Annotated in this window: 16 protein-coding genes and 1 pseudogene; 11 read left to right on the forward strand and 6 right to left on the reverse strand. The window is 65.3% G+C overall.

Features of this window, described 5'->3' with window-relative positions; translation table 11 throughout:
- The first annotated feature begins 5 nt into the window (after positions 1-5).
- The 6 genes and pseudogenes from ACAX61_RS14280 to ACAX61_RS14305 all read left to right on the forward strand — a co-directional run bounded on the left by ACAX61_RS14280 (position 6) and on the right by ACAX61_RS14305 (position 8,774).
- Positions 6-2,066 (forward strand): S9 family peptidase, encoded by a 2,061-nt coding sequence (locus ACAX61_RS14280; RefSeq protein ID WP_370715599.1) that lies wholly within the window; start codon positions 6-8, stop codon positions 2,064-2,066.
- Complete coding sequence (lnt, locus tag ACAX61_RS14285; protein WP_370715513.1) at positions 2,063-3,637, forward strand: apolipoprotein N-acyltransferase; 1,575 nt, start codon at positions 2,063-2,065, stop codon at positions 3,635-3,637. Before ACAX61_RS14280 ends, lnt begins: the two co-directional genes overlap by 4 nt.
- A gap of 69 nt (positions 3,638-3,706) precedes the next feature.
- On the forward strand, positions 3,707-4,891 hold the full coding sequence (gene metK, locus ACAX61_RS14290) for a methionine adenosyltransferase (protein WP_370715514.1): 1,185 nt from the start codon (positions 3,707-3,709) through the stop codon (positions 4,889-4,891).
- Between the two features lie 165 nt (positions 4,892-5,056).
- On the forward strand, positions 5,057-5,833 hold the full coding sequence (gene lptB / locus ACAX61_RS14295; RefSeq protein WP_370715515.1) for an LPS export ABC transporter ATP-binding protein: 777 nt from the start codon (positions 5,057-5,059) through the stop codon (positions 5,831-5,833).
- Between the two features lie 24 nt (positions 5,834-5,857).
- Complete coding sequence (gene rpoN / locus ACAX61_RS14300; protein WP_370715516.1) at positions 5,858-7,369, forward strand: RNA polymerase factor sigma-54; 1,512 nt, start codon at positions 5,858-5,860, stop codon at positions 7,367-7,369.
- A 55-nt stretch (positions 7,370-7,424) separates the two neighbouring features.
- Positions 7,425-8,774, forward strand: a pseudogene (locus ACAX61_RS14305) (chloride channel protein).
- A gap of 91 nt (positions 8,775-8,865) precedes the next feature.
- Here ACAX61_RS14305 and rpmG read toward each other — a convergent pair.
- A complete protein-coding gene (gene rpmG / locus ACAX61_RS14310; protein WP_033922433.1) occupies positions 8,866-9,033 on the reverse strand; it encodes a 50S ribosomal protein L33 in 168 nt (55 codons plus the stop codon).
- Between the two features lie 470 nt (positions 9,034-9,503).
- Here rpmG and ACAX61_RS14315 point away from each other — a divergent pair, with 470 nt between their 5' ends.
- From ACAX61_RS14315 to ACAX61_RS14325, 3 genes are all read left to right on the forward strand, one after another.
- Positions 9,504-10,004, forward strand: coding sequence for a Dps family protein (locus ACAX61_RS14315; RefSeq protein WP_370715517.1), 501 nt, complete (start codon positions 9,504-9,506; stop codon positions 10,002-10,004).
- A gap of 101 nt (positions 10,005-10,105) precedes the next feature.
- A complete protein-coding gene (locus ACAX61_RS14320) occupies positions 10,106-10,285 on the forward strand; it encodes a DUF1328 domain-containing protein (protein WP_370715518.1) in 180 nt (59 codons plus the stop codon).
- Between the two features lie 22 nt (positions 10,286-10,307).
- Positions 10,308-11,888 (forward strand): cisplatin damage response ATP-dependent DNA ligase, encoded by a 1,581-nt coding sequence (locus ACAX61_RS14325; protein WP_370715519.1) that lies wholly within the window; start codon positions 10,308-10,310, stop codon positions 11,886-11,888.
- A 6-nt stretch (positions 11,889-11,894) separates the two neighbouring features.
- On the opposite strand, the gene ACAX61_RS14330 is transcribed toward ACAX61_RS14325, so the two are convergent.
- The 5 genes from ACAX61_RS14330 to ACAX61_RS14350 all read right to left on the reverse strand — a co-directional run bounded on the left by ACAX61_RS14330 (position 11,895) and on the right by ACAX61_RS14350 (position 15,243).
- The gene (locus tag ACAX61_RS14330) at positions 11,895-12,494 is read right to left on the reverse strand and encodes a LuxR C-terminal-related transcriptional regulator (protein ID WP_370715520.1); all 600 of its coding nucleotides are present in this window, start codon (positions 12,492-12,494) and stop codon (positions 11,895-11,897) included.
- 94 nt (positions 12,495-12,588) lie between these two features.
- Positions 12,589-13,134 (reverse strand): LptA/OstA family protein, encoded by a 546-nt coding sequence (locus tag ACAX61_RS14335; RefSeq protein WP_370715521.1) that lies wholly within the window; start codon positions 13,132-13,134, stop codon positions 12,589-12,591.
- Positions 13,134-13,778, reverse strand: coding sequence for an LPS export ABC transporter periplasmic protein LptC (gene lptC, locus ACAX61_RS14340; protein WP_370715522.1), 645 nt, complete (start codon positions 13,776-13,778; stop codon positions 13,134-13,136). The genes ACAX61_RS14335 and lptC overlap by 1 nt, the downstream gene beginning before the upstream one ends.
- 15 nt (positions 13,779-13,793) lie before the next feature.
- Complete coding sequence (locus ACAX61_RS14345) at positions 13,794-14,414, reverse strand: ribonuclease D (protein ID WP_370715523.1); 621 nt, start codon at positions 14,412-14,414, stop codon at positions 13,794-13,796.
- Between the two features lie 31 nt (positions 14,415-14,445).
- Positions 14,446-15,243, reverse strand: a complete 798-nt coding sequence (locus ACAX61_RS14350) for a TerC family protein (RefSeq protein WP_370715524.1) — start codon at positions 15,241-15,243, stop codon at positions 14,446-14,448.
- Positions 15,244-15,462: 219 nt separating this feature from the next.
- Here ACAX61_RS14350 and ACAX61_RS14355 point away from each other — a divergent pair, with 219 nt between their 5' ends.
- Both ACAX61_RS14355 and ACAX61_RS14360 read left to right on the forward strand, forming a co-directional pair.
- A complete protein-coding gene (locus ACAX61_RS14355; protein WP_370715525.1) occupies positions 15,463-16,281 on the forward strand; it encodes a cold-shock protein in 819 nt (272 codons plus the stop codon).
- 22 nt (positions 16,282-16,303) lie between these two features.
- On the forward strand, positions 16,304-17,131 hold the full coding sequence (locus ACAX61_RS14360) for a glutaminyl-peptide cyclotransferase (protein ID WP_370715526.1): 828 nt from the start codon (positions 16,304-16,306) through the stop codon (positions 17,129-17,131).
- The last annotated feature ends 10 nt before the right edge of the window (positions 17,132-17,141 follow it).

A 17,141-nucleotide genomic window follows, 5' to 3' on the forward strand; every position in this document is an offset into this window, starting at 1 on the left:
CGGGCATGAACGATCTTCCCCAGCCGCCCGTCGCGGCACAGCGTCCGCACAGCTTCACTGCTCATGGCTATACGATCGAGGACCCTTATGCGTGGCTGCGCGACGCAGGGTATCCGAGTGTCACCGACAAGGACGTGCTCGCCTATCTTGAGGCCGAGAACAGCTATCATGACGCGGTGATGGCGCCGCTGAAGCCGCTGTCCGACCGTTTGTTCAAGGAAATGCGTGGCCGCATCAAGGAGGATGAGGCCACCGTCCCGCAAAAGGATGGCGACTGGCTCTACTGGTCCGATTTCGAGGAAGGCGGCGAATATCGCCGCTGGTGGCGCAAGTCCGTGGGCGGCGGGGCGGACGAACTGATTCTTGACGAACCGGCGCTCGCCGAAGGGAACGAGTATTTCCGTCTTGGCGCGCTGTCGATCAGCCGCGACGGGCGGCTGATGGCCTATGCCATTGATGTCGACGGTTCCGAACGGTTCGAGGCGCGGGTCAAGGACCTGTCCACGGGCGAGCATCTGCCTGACGTGATCCCCGGCACGCTGGGCGCGCTGGTATGGACCGCCGACGGCGGCGCGTTCCTCTATACCCCCGCCAACGAACATTGGCGCACCGACCGCGTGATGCTGCACCGGCTGGGCGCCAGCGAAGATGTCGAACTGTTCCGCGAAGCCGATGAGGGGTTCCGCGTCGGCGTCAGCGAAACCCAGTCGCAGCGGTTCATCGTCATCGCATCGGGCGACCATGTGACCAGCGAAGTCTATCTGCTGCCTGCGGATAACGTGACCGCGCCGCTGCTGTGCGTATCCCCACGACAGGTGGGTCGCGAATATGATGTGGACGAGCATGACGGCACGCTGTTCATCCACACCAACGACATCGACCCCAATTTCCGGCTCGTCACCGCCACGCTCGACAATCCGGGCGAATGGGTGGAGCGGATCGCGCCCAGCCGCCAATTCTACATGACCAGTGTCGACTGTTTCCGCGACTTCTTCGTGGTGGAGGGGCGTGAGGACGGCCTCGATCAGATCGAGCTGCACCGTTACGATGGCGGCGCGCCGACGCGGATTCCTTTCCCTGAGGCCAGCTATGTCGCGGGTCTGGGCGACAATCCCGAATATGCGGTGCAGACGCTGCGCCTCGGTTACGAATCGATGGTCACGCCGGGCACGGTCTATGACTATCATGTCGGCACCGGCACGCTCGAGGTGCTAAAGGTTCAGGAAATCCCGTCGGGCTATGACCCGGCGAAATATGCCACCGAACGGGTCAAGATCACCGCGCGCGACGGGACGGAAGTGCCCTGTTCGATCGTCTATCCTGCCGGGTTTCCGCGCGACGGGTCGGGCAAGCTCTATCTCTATGCTTACGGCGCCTATGGCTATGCCGTGCCGCCGGGGTTTTCGACCAGCCGGATGAGCTTCCTCGACCGGGGGGTCGCCTTTGCCATCGCACATATCCGGGGCGGCGACGATCTGGGCCAGCAATGGTATCTGGACGGCAAGCTGACCAAGCGCACCAACAGCTTCACCGATTTCGTCGATGTGGCGAAGGGGCTGATCGAGCGCGGCTTCACCAGCACGGGCAATATCGCCATCGCCGGGCGGTCGGCTGGCGGCGAACTGATGGGCGCGGTGGTCAATTCGGACCCCGAATTGTGGCGCGTCGCGGTTGTCGATGTGCCGTTCGTCGACGTGCTGAACACGATGATGGACGCCACCCTGCCGCTGACGCCGGGCGAATGGCCCGAATGGGGCAACCCGATCGAGGACAAGGCGGCGTTCGAGCTGATCCGGTCCTATTCCCCCTATGACAATGTGAAGGCGCAGGATTATCCCGCCATGTGGATCGGCGGCGGGCTGAACGACCCGCGCGTCACCTATTGGGAGCCGGCCAAGTTCGCCGCAAAGCTGCGCGCGATGAAGACCGATGACAATGTCCTGGTGCTCAAGACGCAGATGGGTGCGGGCCATGGCGGCAAGTCGGGCCGGTGGGAAAGCCTGAAGGAAGCGGCGGAAGAAAACGCCTTTGTCCTGTGGCAATTGGGGGTCGAGCAACCCGAATGATCGCGATGCTTGCCCGGCGACCCTATGCGGTGCTGCTGATCGCGGGTGCGCTGTCGGCCACCGGCTTCGCGCCGCTTCAGCTGTTTCCGGTCACGCTCGCCGCGCTCGCGCTGCTTTTGTGGCTGGTGCATGAGGCGCCGGGGCTGAAGGCGGCGTTGCTTCGTGGCTGGGTTTTCGGGGTTGCCCATTTTACGGTCGGCAACAACTGGATTCAGCACGCCTTCGATTATCAGGACAAGATGCCGCCGGCGCTGGGTTATCTGGCGGTGGTGCTGCTAGCACTTTACCTTGCCATCTATCCGGCGATGGCGGCGGGGCTGGCGTGGCGGCTGGCATCGCCGCGTGCGGTTGGCGACGCGCGAACCGCGCCGGGGGGCAGCTATGTGCTGGTCTTTGCCGCCGCCTGGATCGCGACCGAATGGCTGCGCGCGACGATGTTCACGGGCTATGCCTGGAACCCGGTTGCCGTAATCTGGCTGCCGCTGCTCAGCGTGGCGCGGATCGCGGCATTTGTCGGCACCTATGCGCTGTCGGGTATCACCGTTGCAGTCGCGGGCGCGCTGATGCTGCTGATCGGGTGGCGGCGCTGGCGGATGCCGGTGGTCACGGCGGCGGGGCTGCTGCTGGCCGGGGTCTTCGCCTCGGCCCAGCCGGTGCCGGGGCGGGTCGGTCCCGATACGCCGCATGTTCGCGTCGTCCAGCCTAATGTCGGGCAGGGCGCGATGCAGGACGGCGATTACGACCCCCGCATCCTTCAGGCGATGATCGACCATTCGGGCACGCCGCAGCGTCACCCGCGCCTGATCGTGTGGCCCGAAGGCGCGGTGAACTATTATCTTGAGGATGGGTATCCGCAGGACTGGTACTGGAAGGGCACGGCCCCCGTCACCCGCGGGCGTATCGCCGCGCTGCTCGGCCCGCGCGATATGGCGCTGGTCGGCGCGACCGCGATCGAGTTTGACGGCAAGGGCGAGCTGGCGGGTGCGGGCAACAGCATCTTCGCCATCGACCCCGCCGGGCGGCTGGGGCCGCAGCGTTACGACAAGGCGCATCTGGTCCCTTACGGCGAATATCTGCCGATGCGCCCCATTCTGTCCAAGATCGGCCTGTCGCGACTGGTTGCGGGAGAGATCGACTATCTGCCCGGACCGGGGCCGCAGACGCTGGAAGTGCCCGGTTTCGGTGAGATCGGGATGCAGATCTGTTACGAGATCATCTTTTCAGGCGAAGTCGTCGACCGCGCGCATCGCCCCGACATGATCTTCAACCCATCGAACGACGGCTGGTTCGGCGCGTGGGGGCCGCCCGAACATCTGGCGCAGGCGCGATTGCGCGCGATTGAGGAGGGGCTGCCCGTTATCCGATCCACCCCCACCGGTATTTCGGCGGTGATCGACGCGCGCGGCAAGCTGGTCGCGTCGATCGGAATGGACCGGGCCGGCGCGGTCGAAGTGCCGATCCCCGCGCCGCTGCCCGCGACCGTGTTCGCCCGGATGGGCAACTGGATGGCGGCGATCGTCGCGCTGGTGTTGCTGGGGCTGGCGATTGCCATTCGCCGCCGTCCGCGTTAGTGCCAAATATAACCATAGCTTTATATCTTGAAGTCCGGCCCGTGGCCGGGGCGAAGTGACGGGGAACCCATGCGCGACAATTATCTCTTCACCTCTGAATCGGTGTCTGAAGGCCATCCCGACAAGGTCGCGGACCAGATTTCGGACGCGGTCGTCGACCTGTTCCTGTCGCGCGACCCGGTTGCCCGCGTTGCGTGTGAAACGATGGTGACGACCCAGCGCATCGTTCTGGCCGGCGAAGTCCGCGCGAACGAGGACGTGTTCCCCAGCCTGGCCGAAATCGAGCAGGCCGCGCGCGATACCGTCCGCCGCATCGGTTACGAACAGCACGGCTTTCACTGGCAGACGGCCGAGTTCGCCTGCCACCTGCACGGCCAGTCCGCGCACATCGCGCAGGGTGTCGATGAAAGCGGCAACAAGGACGAAGGCGCCGGCGATCAGGGCATCATGTTCGGCTTTGCCTGCGACGAGACGCCGGAGCTGATGCCCGCGACGCTGTATTATTCGCACCGCATCCTCGAAAAGATGGCGGCCGACCGTCATGCGCGCGTCGTCGACTTCCTCGAACCCGACGCCAAGAGCCAGGTGACGCTAAAGTACGAAAACGGCATCCCCACCGGCGCGACCGCGCTGGTCGTGTCGACTCAGCATACCAAGGCGCTGTCGAGCGACGCGGGCCAGAAGCGCCTGCGTGATTATGTGATGACGGTGTTTGAAGACGTGCTGCCCAATGGCTGGCTGCCCGCCGACCAGTCGCAGATTTATGTCAACCCGACTGGCCTGTTCGAAATCGGCGGCCCGGACGGCGACGCGGGGCTGACCGGCCGCAAGATCATCGTCGACACCTATGGCGGCGCGGCGCCCCATGGCGGCGGCGCGTTCAGCGGCAAGGACCCGACCAAGGTCGATCGTTCGGCTGCCTATATCAGCCGCTATCTGGCGAAGAACGTCGTCGCGGCGGGACTGGCCAAGCGCTGCACCATCCAGCTTTCCTATGCCATCGGCATTGCCGAGCCGCTGTCGCTGTATGTCGACACGCACGGCACTGGCACGGTGGACGAGGCCAAGATCGAAGCGGTTCTGCCCAAGCTGGTGCGCCTGACGCCCAAGGGCATCCGCATGCATCTGGGCATGAACAAGGCGATCTATCAGCCGACCGCCGCTTACGGCCATTTCGGTCGCAAGGCGGAAGGCGACCTGTTCACCTGGGAACGCACCGACCTGGTCGACGCGCTGAAGGCCGAACTGGGCTGATCCCGGCATCAATTGAATGACATGGAAAGGGGCCGGGCGACCGGCCCCTTTTTCGTGCGCACACGGTCCCGCCAAACGCACGCGCGCTCGCAAAGCTATGCACGAACCTTGCCAATCGATGGTAAAGGGACGAAAAGGCGCCGGTAACCGGGATGAAGTGAACCGATGGACGACCTCAGCACGATCGAAGCCGCCCCGCCGATCGCCGAGGCGCCGAGCGACACCGGCCTGGCCGTCGTCTCGATCGCCAAGGCGTATGACAAGCGCGTCGTGCTGACCGACGTGTCGCTGAACGTCGCGCGTGGCGAAGTCGTCGGCCTGCTCGGCCCCAATGGCGCGGGCAAGACGACCAGCTTTTACTCGGTAATGGGACTGGTGAAGCCCGATTCGGGCCGGATCATGCTGGATGGTGAGGATATCACCGCGCTGCCCATGTATCGCCGGGCGATTTTGGGCCTTGGCTATCTGCCGCAGGAAACGTCGATCTTTCGCGGGCTGACGGTCGAGAAGAATATCCTCGCCGTTCTCGAACTGGCCGAACCGGACAAGGCGGCGCGCGGCGCCAAGCTGGACAGGTTGCTGGACGAATTCGGCCTGACGCGGCTGCGCGACGCGCCCGCCATGGCGCTGTCGGGCGGTGAGCGCCGCCGCGCTGAAATCGCCCGCGCGCTGGCGGCCGACCCGTCGATCATGCTGCTCGACGAACCCTTTGCCGGCATCGACCCGATTTCGATCGCGGACATTCGCGATCTGGTGAAGGACCTGAAACAGCGGTCGATCGGCGTGCTGATTACCGACCATAATGTCCGCGAGACGCTGGACATCGTCGACCGCGCATACATCATCTATGACGGGCGCGTGCTGTTCACCGGCAGCCCGGCCGAACTGGTCGCGGACGCCAATGTGCGGCGCCTGTATCTGGGCGAGGGTTTCTCGCTCTAGCGTCATGCCCGTGACAGGCCGCCCATGAGCCTCGCGCCACGCCTCGATCTTCGCCAGACGCAATCGCTGGTGATGACCCCGCAGTTGCAGCAGGCGATCAAGCTGCTGGCGCTGTCGAACCTTGAGGTCGAAGGCTTCATCGCCGAAGAGATCGAGAAAAACCCGCTGCTGGAGGCCGCTCGCGACGATGACGGCGGCGGCGGGCCGGACGGCGATGCGGGGGACGCGCCTGCGCCCGTGCGCGACGAACCGGCGTCCGCCGACGAACTGCTCAGCTTTGGCGAGGGGGCGGGGGAGGCCAGCCTCGACGTCGATCTGGCCAGCGAAGCCTTTCACCACGATTCGCCCAGCGACTCGATCGGCGGCCTGGACGGGTCGCTTGGTCTGTCGGGTACCGGCGCGGGCGGCGTTGACGGGGAGGGGGTCGATTTCGATAGCTTCGCCGCCGCCGACATCAGCCTTCAGGACCATCTGACGGCACAGGCCGGCGCAATCATCGCCGGGCCGGACATGTTCATCGCCGCGCATCTGATCGACCAGATCGACGAATGCGGATATCTGGGCGTCAGCCTGCTGGATGTGGCCGACCGGCTGGGCGTGCCGCTGGTGCGGGTGGAGGGGGTGCTGGCGCTGATCCAGACCTTTGACCCGACCGGCGTCGGCGCGCGCAGCCTGGCCGAATGTCTGGCGCTGCAGGCCAAGGACGCGGACCGGTACGATCCGGCCATGGCACGGCTGATCGACAATCTCGACCTACTGGCACGCGGCCAGATCGCGCAGTTGCGCCGCATCTGCGGGGTCGATGAGGACGATATGGCGGACATGATCCGCGAATTGCGCGATTATGATCCGAAGCCCGGCTGCCGATATGGCGGCGAATCGGTGCAGACGGTGGTGCCCGACATTTTCGTCGCGCGCCGGGGGGCGGGATGGGCGGTGGAGATCAACGCCGCGACGCTGCCCCGCGTGCTGCTGAACCGCGCCTATTATGTCGAATTGTCGGCGGCCAAGCAGGACAAGGCGTCGAAAAGCTGGCTGTCCGATTGCCTTGCCAGCGCCAACTGGCTGGTGAAGGCGCTGGACCAGCGGCAACGCACGATCATCAAGGTCGCGACCGAGATCGTGAAGCAGCAGGAGGCGTTCTTCCTCCACGGCGTCGCGCATCTGCGCCCGCTGACGTTGGCGCGCGTGGCCGAAGCGATCGAGATGCACGAATCGACCGTCAGCCGCGTAACCAGTAACAAATATCTCAGCTGCGCACGCGGCGTGTTCGAGCTGAAATACTTCTTCACCTCCGCCATCCAGTCGGCCGATGGCGGTGACGCGGTTTCGGCGGAAGCAGTGAAGAGCGCGATCCGAGCGCTGATTCAGGCCGAAGATCCGAAGAAGATCCTGTCCGACGATACGCTGGTCGACCTGTTGAACGCCAAGGGGTTCGATATCGCGCGGCGCACCGTCGCCAAATATCGCGAATCGATGGGGATCGGCAGCTCGGTCCAGCGCCGCCGGCAAAAGGCGCTGGCGGGCGCATCCTGAGCGGCGGGCGTTTTCCGGGCGTGCAGTTCGGGGAACGCGCGGTATAGACCTGCCCATGCCCGAACCAGACCGCACGACCCCGCCCTTTCGGCGGTGGACGCCCGCGCGCTATCGCGCACTCCTTCGTACGCAAGGACCGGGGTCGGTCCAGTTCCGCACGCGCGTCGCGGTGCTGACGGGGGCGATTGCGGTCGGGATCGTCGCCATCCTGTTTGCGCAACTGGCCGATGCCGCGGGCGAGATGTTCGAGCATATGGTGAGCCAGTGGTGGTGGATGCCGCTCGTCCTCACTCCGCCCGCCTTCATGGCGCTGGCCTGGTTCACGCGCCGGTTCGTCCCATTTGCGCGCGGTTCGGGCATCCCATAGGTGATTGCCGCGCGCGACGATCCCGATGCGGCGACGCGCACGCTGATTTCCGTCCGAACCGTTGTCGCAAAGGCGGCGCTGACCATCGGCGCAGTGCTGACCGGCGCGTCGGTCGGACGCGAAGGGCCGACGGTGCAACTTGCCGCCGCCGTGATGGGCGTCAGCCACCGCATCATGCGCGTGCCCCTGCGCGCGCCGGTCGTCATCGCGGGCGGCGCAGCGGGCGTGGCAGCGGCGTTCAACACGCCGCTGGCCGGGTTGCTGTTCGCCATTGAGGAACTGGCGTCCGCCTATGAACAGCGTGTCACGCTGCTGGTGCTGTCGGCCATCGTCATTGCGGGCATGGTCGCCCAGTCGGTGATGGGGGATTATGTCTATTTCGGCGTGATCGGCGCGCATATGTCAATTGGCGCGGCGCTGGTGATCGCGCCGATCGCGGGCGTTGCGGGTGGGATGGCAGGCGGCGGGTTCGCGCGACTGGTGCTGGCGATCGCCACGGGCACCAATCGCGTCGCGGCGTGGAGTCGCAGGCGGCCGGTGGTTTTTGCCGGGATTTGCGGAGCGGTGGTCGCCGCGCTGGGCGTGGTCACAGGGCTGACCTGGGGCACTGGATATTCGGCGGCGCGGGCGATGATCGTCGGTGTCGATGCGCCTGCATGGTTCGGCCCGGCCAAGTTCGTCGCGACACTGGCGACGGCGGTGGCGGGCATTCCGGGCGGCATTTTTGCGCCGTCGCTGGCGGTAGGGGCGGGCGTGGGCAATCTGCTGCGCGAGATTTTCCCCGGCCAGTCCGCCTCGGCCATCGTGATCCTGGGCATGGTCGGCTATTTCGCGGGCGTGGTACGCGCACCGCTGACCGCAGTGATCATCCTGTCGGAGACGACCGCCAGCCGGGGCCTGATGCTGCCGATGTTCGCCACCGCCTTTGTTGCGGATGCCGCCAGCCAGTGGGTGTGCCGCGAAAAGCTGTATCTGGAGCTGGCCCGCACATTTACCGCTACCCCGCGCGGTAGCGAGGACAAACCGATCGAGCGCTGAGTAGCGGGCACAAACGCCGACGGCGGGCGCACCCATCGGGTGGCCCGCCGTTGCGGCCGTTCAGCGTGTCCGGCGGATGCCGGACGACAGCTTACTTGATCTTCGCTTCCTTAAACTCGACATGCTTGCGCACGACGGGATCGTACTTGCGGAAGCTCATCTTCTCGGTCTGGTTGCGGGGGTTCTTCTTGGTGACATAGAAGAAACCCGTGTCGGCGGTGCTCACCAGCCGGATCTTTACAGTGGTCGGCTTGGCCATGGCCCAATCCTTCGAATACGATCAAAAATGCGAAAAGCGGCGCGCGACCGCGCCGCTGTCAGACGCGGGCGCATGCGTGATCGTCATCGCTTTGTCAAGCGAAACGGGGCGGACCGCTGCCGTAGCCGGGTTCTAGCCCGGCGGTCGGACCAGTGCAAATCGACGCTTCGAACGCAGCCTTTGTAGCTGTTTTGCGTGGGTTTTGCCGCGTCCACCGCGGTGGGCTGCGCGCCGAGGCTTTGCGATCTGTACGGTGCGTGCACTCGACGAACTCTTGGCGGGCAGGGCATCGGGGGTCGGTCGCTGATGTCGATTCGGGTCGCTGGGGAACCGGAATCGGCCATGATGCGCTTCGATTGATCTGATGGAGCGATCAGCCCGATCGGGGATTTGAGCCACCGATTGGGAGCAAATCGCCCGCGAATTCGTTATGCAAACGAATCGAAAATCAAGCCAATGGAGCAGCCGACATGGCCGACAAGACCGCGCCCGAACTGAAGACCCCCACCGATCTCAAGCCCAACGATGCCAAGACCGTGGCCGACGCGCTGAACGGCATTCTGGCGGACAGCTATGCGCTGTATATCAAGACCAAGAATTTTCACTGGCACGTCTCTGGCCCGCATTTCCGCGACTATCACCTGATGCTCGACGAGCAGGCGGCACAGATTCTTGCCACCACCGATGCGATTGCCGAGCGGGTTCGCAAGACCGGCAACACCACGCTGCGCTCGATCGGTGACATTGCGCGTCGCCAGTCGATCAGGGACAATGACGCCGATTTCGTGTCGGCCGCCGACATGCTGACCGAGTTGCGCGAAGACAATCTGAAGCTGGTCGAACTGCTGCGCGAGGCCAAGGACATTGTCGACGAGGCAAAGGACAATGCCACCAGCGGCATTCTGGACGACTGGACCGACGAGGCCGAGGAGCGCGCCTGGTTCCTGTTCGAAACCAGCCGCAAGGGTTGATCCAGCCGCCACGTGTCGCCCGGCATGCACATGCAGGGGCGGCCACCGCCGGAACCATCACGGCCTTGACGCGCTTGCCCTTCAACAGTGGGAGAAAAGCAATGATTCGGTGGGCCGTGATTTTTCTCGTCATCGGACTGGTGATGGCGGTACTTGGCTTTGGCGGCATCGGTGGCGCGTTCATCGACATTGCCAAAATTCTGTTCTTCATCGCCGTCGCGATCTTCGTCGTGCTGCTGATCCTGGGTGTGATCGCGGGCAAGAAGATCTCGGGCGGATGATGCAAGGCCGACCTGAGCGGCGATGAGGGCATTTGCCGACCTGCTCGACCGGCTGATTTACACCCGGTCGCGCAATGCCAAGCTCAACCTGATCGCCGATTATCTGCGCGCCACGCCCGATCCCGACCGGGGTTGGGCGCTGGCGGCGCTGACGGGCGAGATCGACCTAGCGGCGGTAAAGCCCGCAATGATCCGCGCTTTGATTGCAGAGCGGGTGGACCCCGTGCTGTTTGCGCTCAGCCGCGACTTTGTCGGCGATACGGCGGAAACCGTGGCGCTGCTATGGCCCGAGCCGGCGGAGAAGCGGGTGGCCAACGCCGAAGCGCTGACGGTCGCGCAGGTGATCGACCGGCTGACGACGCTGAGCCGCAGCGACGCACCCGCCGTGCTGGCCGATATGCTCGACCGGCTGGAATCCGATGAACGCTATGCCCTGCTGAAACTGGCGACCGGCGGCCTGCGTGTCGGTGTGTCGGCGCGGCTGGCCAAGACGGCGCTGGCGCAGGCGTTCGGCTTGGATGTCGATGCTGTGGAGGAGGTGTGGCACGGCCTGTCCGCCCCCTATGCCCCGCTGTTCGACTGGGCGGAGGGGCGCGGCGCACAGCCGGCCGCCGCCGATGTGCCCGTCTTTCGCCCCTTCATGCTGGCGCATCCGCTGGAGGACGCCACGGTCGACTTGGCCGATTACGCCGCCGAATGGAAATGGGACGGGATCCGCGTTCAGATCGTCCATGTCGCGGGTCAGACTCGGCTCTACAGCCGGGCGGGTGACGACATCACCGGCAGCTTCCCGGAAGTCGCCGCCGCGTTCGAGACGCCCGGCGTGCTGGACGGCGAATTGCTGGTAAAGGGCGAGGTACAGGGCGGGGAGGCGGCAAGTTTCAACGCGCTGCAACAGCGGCTGGGGCGCAAGGTGGTGTCGGCGCGGATGCTGGCCGATTACCCCGCCTTTGTCCGGCTGTACGACATTCTGTTCGACGGCGCCGAAGACCTGCGTGCCCTGCCATGGCGGAAGCGACGCGCGCGGCTGGAGGCGTTCGTGCCGCGCCTTGATAACGATCGCTTCGACCTGAGCCGTGTGATCGACGCGGCCGACTTCGACGCGCTGACCGAAATCCGCAGCGGCGCACGCGACTCGGCGATCGAGGGTGTGATGCTCAAGCGGCGCGACAGCCCCTATGTCGGCGGGCGACGCGTTGGCCTGTGGTACAAATGGAAACGCGATCCGCTGACCGCCGATTGCGTGATGATGTACGCCCAGCGCGGCAGCGGCAAGCGGTCCAGCTTTTACAGCGACTATACGTTCGGCTGCTGGACCGAGACGGGGGAGTTGCTGCCCGTCGGCAAGGCCTATTCCGGGTTCACCGATGAGGAGCTGAAGTGGCTGGACCGATTTGTGCGCAACAACACGGTCAACCGCTTCGGCCCGGTACGGGAAGTCGAGAAGTCGCTGGTGCTGGAAGTGGCGTTCGATTCTATTCACGATTCGAAGCGGCATAAATCGGGGTTGGCGATGCGCTTTCCCCGGATCGCGCGCATTCGCCGTGACAAGCCCGCGCACGAGGCCGACCGGATCGACACGCTGCGCCGGATGATCAGTTGAAGCGGCTTACAGCCCAGCTTCGACCGCGAGCCGGACCATTTCCGCCGACCGGCTGATACCCAGCCGTTCCATGACAATGGCCCGGTGCATCTTCACCGTTTTTTCCGACAGGCCCAGCACGCCCGCGATCTGCTTGTTCAACAGGCCCTTGGCGACCAGCATCAGCACTTGGCGCTGACGTTCGGACAGTGCCTTGATGCTCTCCGCCGCCTTGATCCGGCGGCTGGTGGAGGGGCCCGGCGTTCCTTCGGGCAACTCGACCTGCGAGCCGACGAACCAAGCGAGGTCGCCTGCATCGTCGAACATCGGCGCGACCACCACGGCGTTGCGAAAGGGCGTGCCGTCACGCTTGTAGTTCAGGATTTCGACCAGCACGGGCCGCTGCTCGCGTACGCCGCTGCGAATTTCCTCGGTCAGCCACGGCTCGGTCCCGTTGCCTGCCAGAAAGCGGCAGTTGCGGCCCACGATTTCGTCGCGCGAATAGCCGGTCAGCGCGCAAAATGCCTCATTACAGGCAACGATCGGATTGTCGGGCAGCCGAGGATTGGAAATCACCGACGCAATCGGGCTGCCGGCGATCATCGCCTCGACCGCAGGATCGGTCATTTGCAACGCTGAAACATGGCTCGCCATGAGGCTACAATAGGTTCGAACGCGAACTTGTTCCAGTAGCGTCACGCTGTGTGCATGACGCCGCGGCTCAGCGGCGTTCGGGCACCGTGAAGCGACCGGTGACGCGCCCGCTTTGCCGGACAACCCCATTTTCGCCCGTCGCGCCGCCGCCGCTGCCGACGGAGGAGCCGTCGATCACCGCGCGGCCCGTGTCCAGGTTGATCGACAGCCGCCCGCCGGTGACGGTATTGGTCCCTTGCGTCAGCGACACGCCGCCCAGCATGGTGATGACGCGGCGATTGAGGTCATAAACGCCATATTGCGCGCGCGCCCGCTGATCAGGGCGAACCACCGTAACCCCGCCCGAAGCATCGAGTCGCGACACCTGCGGGCTGCCGCCCACGACCTGTCCGGTATAGGCAACGGTCACCCGGTCCGCCGTCAGCGTCAGGTTCGACTGGCGGATGTTCACGCCCCCCGACAGCACGGCGCGGTTGGCGCGATCCTGCAACTCGATGGCGTTCGCGGCAAAATCGATCGGCGCGTCCGAATTATGGCGTTGCGCGACCGCCGCGCCGGGCGTGAGGGCACCGGCGACCAGCACAAGGGCGAGGGGGGCGAGCGCGCGTGTCATTACCGGCTATTTGCGCCATTCGGGACGATCTGCAAGCGGGCATTGCCGACGATCCGCACGGTTCGTGCCTCCAGATCGGCTTCCAGACGGTCGCCGCTGAAATTGCCCTGCGGTGTGGAACCGGTCACCGAACCGCCCGAACGCAGGCGGCGGGCGCGCAGGTCGAGCGTCGCATCGCGCGTGTCCAGCTTGTATCCGTTGGCCGCGCGTACTGCGATCGGTCCGTCGACCGCGACGCGATCGGTTTCCATGTCATAGCGTCCCTGCGGTGCGCGGATCGTTGCCGGGCCGTCGGACAGTTCGATGCCGGCGGCAAGGTCCTGAAGCCGGACGACTCGCTCGGCCGAGCTTTTCTGGACCGCCGAACCGGCGTCGATCTCGAACGCGCGGCCTTTGTCGTCGGCGCCGCGATAGCGCGCGGACTGAATCCGCATGCGTTCGGCGGCGACATCGACCTTGTTCTTGTCGAGCACGAACGACACGTCGCCGCCCATGAACAGTGGCGCCATGACCAGAAACGCCGCCAGAATGCCGATGCCCATGGGCAATACCACCTGCAACACCCGCACCAGCGCATCGTGCCGGCTGCCGGGGGCGGCCCAGCGCTGGCGCGCGGTGCGGATGCGGACGGCGGTTTCGGACATCGGCTCTCCGGTCGGTCAGGCGTGGGCGAAGATGTCGGTTTCCGGCCAGCCGGCCAGATCCAGCTCGGCTCGGTGCGGCAAAAAGTCGAAACACGCCTGCGCCAGCGCGGTGCGCCCCTCACGCGCCAGCCGCTTGTCGAACTCGGCCTTCAGCGCGTGCAGGAAACGCACGTCCGACGCGGCATAATCCTTTTGCGCGTCGGACAGTTCGGGCGCGCCCCAGTCGGACGATTGCTGCTGCTTGGAAATGTCCTGCCCCAGCAGTTCGCGCACCAGTTCCTTCAGTCCATGACGGTCGGTGTAGGTTCGTACCAGCCGCGACGCGATCTTGGTGCAGTAAACCGGCGCGGCCACGACGTTCAGATAATGGCGGATCGCCGCCAAGTCGAAACGGGCGAAGTGATACAGCTTCAGCCGGTCGGGGTCGGCCAGCACCGCACGCAGATTGGGCGCGGCATAATCGCTGTCCGGGCCGAAACGCACCAGATGCTCATCGCCCGAACCGTCAGACAGCTGCACCACGCACAGCCGGTCGCGCGGGGTGATCAGGCCCATGGTTTCGGTATCGACGGCAATCGACGCACCCGGCGCGAACACATCGGCGGGCAGGTCTTCCTCATGGAAATAAACGGTCATCGTCGCGCCATAGGCGGTGCGGGGCGCAGGCTCAATGGCCCGCGCCCGACTTGGCGCGTTCCCGCCGCCGCCGGGCGAAGATGTTGAGCATCTCCACCCCAGCCGAAAAGGCCATGGCGGTATAGATATAGCCCTTGGGAATATGCGCACCGAATCCTTCGGCGATCAGCACCATGCCGATCATCAGCAGGAAACCCAGCGCCAGCATGACGACCGTCGGGTTGCGGTTGATGAAATTGGCCAGCGGATCGGCGGCGACCAGCATCACGGTGACCGCCGCGATGACGGCGACATACATGATCTCGACATGCTCGGTCATGCCCACGGCGGTCAGGATCGAGTCGATCGAAAACACGATGTCGAGCAGGATGATCTGCACGATCGCGGCGGTGAACCCGATCTCGACGGCGCTGCGCGTCTTGTCGAGCAGTTCGGGGCTTTCCTCCGAATCGATCGAATGGTGGATTTCCTTGGTCGCCTTCCACATCAGGAACAGGCCGCCAGCGATCAGGATCAGGTCGCGCCACGAAAATTGCGTCTCGAAGCTGGGTTCGCCGTGCGCGCCGACCGGTCCGGTCAGCCCCAGGTCAAAGACTGGCTGGGTCAGCGCGACGATCCACGCAATCGCGGTCAGCAGCAACAGGCGCATGACCAGCGCCAGCCCGATGCCGACCCGGCGCGCCTTTTGCCGCTGCGCCTCTGGCAGCTTGTTCGACAGGATCGATATGAAGATCAGGTTGTCGATGCCGAGAACGACTTCCATCACGACCAGCGTGACGAGCGCGGCCCAGGCGGCCGGATCGGCGATGAGGGTGGCGATATTGTCCATAAACTCCATGATCCGTGCAGTTGCCGCGACGAAACCCCATTGGCACGCAATGTTCCACGAATTGGCGGCTTTACGACGATTTCGTTCGCGGTCACCGAAAATTTGGGCTATGCGAAGCCGTGAGGCGCGCGGATTCTGTGCGCCCGGACACCTGCGTTCTTCGTCCGGCGCTTGGGTTACATGGATTTCAGACGGGCGAAGCGGGAAGACGAACAGGGCATGAGTTTCGATCGAGGGCGCCGCGACGGGCGCGGTGGACGCGGCAAGGACAAGCGCGAATTCTTCGGCGGCGATGAGTTCGGCGGCGGCGGCGGTGGCGGCTTCGGCGATCGCGGCTTTGGCGGCGGTGATCGTTTCGGCGGCGGCGGCGGCTTTGGCGGCGGTGATCGTTTCGGCGGTGGCGGCGGCTTTGGCGGCGGCGGTGGCGGTGGCTATCGCGGCGGCGGTGGTGGCGGCTTCGGCGGCGGCGCTGGTGGTGGCGGCGGCTTCGGCGGCGGTCGCGGCATGCCCCCCCAGGTCGTTGGCGAGGGCAAGGGCGTCGTCAAGTTCTTCAATGGTCAGAAGGGCTTTGGCTTCATCGTCCGTGACGATGGGGGCGAGGACGTTTTCGTTCACATTTCGGCTGTCGAGCAGGCCGGTCTCGTCGGTCTGGCCGAAGGCCAGCCGCTGGGCTTCACGCTGGTCGACCGCGGTGGCCGCATCTCGGCCACCGAGCTGAAGATCGAAGGCGAGCCGCTGCCCGTGACGGGTGGTGGCGCGGCTGCGCCCCGTGCCGATCGTGACGCCGGTGGCGCGCGCGGTGGCCCGCAGCGCCAGCTGACCGGTGAGCGTGCATCGGGTACGGTCAAGTTCTTCAACGCGATGAAGGGCTTTGGCTTCATTCAGCGCGACGATGGTCAGCCGGATGCGTTCGTGCACATCTCGGCCGTTGAGCGGGCGGGCATGCCGACCCTGAACGAAGGCGACCGGCTGGAGTTCGAACTGGAGGTCGATCGTCGCGGCAAGTACGCGGCCGTGAACCTTCAGCCCGTTCAGTAACGAAACGGTCGGTCAGGCACGCATGATGCGCGCCAGAGCGATCCTGCGAATCGCCGCGCCGGTTTTTGCCGGCGCGGCGTTTTCGTTTGTTCCGGTCTCCACACAGGCGACCGGGGTTCAGGAATCGACCCCCGCCATCACTTGCCCGGCGCCTGCGCTGGAAGGGGTGCGGGTGCTGGCGCAGATGCCGCACGATGCGGGCGCCTTTACCCAAGGGTTGCTGTGGCACCGCGACGCGCTGTTCGAAAGCACGGGGCAGGAGGGGCGCTCCAGCGTCCGCCGCGTCGATGCCGCGACAGGCCGCGTTCTGATCCACCGCGCGCTACCCCCCGATCAGTTCGGAGAGGGGCTGGCGCGCATCGGCAACGAACTTGTCGCACTGACCTGGACCAGCGGCATCGCGCATCGCTTCACCGCCGACACGCTGAAGCCGGTCGGCAGTTTCCGCTATTCGGGCGAGGGCTGGGGCCTGACCAGCGATGGCCACCGCTACATCCGCTCCGACGGCAGCGACGCGCTGATTTTTCACGATCCGGTCAGCTTCGCCGAAACGGGTCGGGTGCGCGTGACGCTTGCGGGCACGCCGGTGCCGCAGCTGAACGAGCTGGAATGGATCGACGGACAGGTGCTGGCCAATGTCTGGCACGCCAATGTCATCGTCGCGATTGATCCGCAGACGGGGTGCATCACGCGCCGCTTCGACCTGTCGCCGCTGGTAGCGCGGGTGCCGCGGCCCAATTCCGAAGCGGTGCTGAACGGCATTGCGTGGGACCCGGCCAAGAAGCGGTTGTTCATTACCGGCAAAAACTGGCCCAGCCTGTTCGAAATCGCGCTGCCGGACCCGAAATGAGGGTCGGGGC

It is taken from the genome of Sphingomonas sp. IW22, from assembly GCF_041321155.1.
In the GTDB taxonomy this organism is placed as follows: Bacteria; Pseudomonadota; Alphaproteobacteria; order Sphingomonadales; family Sphingomonadaceae; genus Sphingomonas.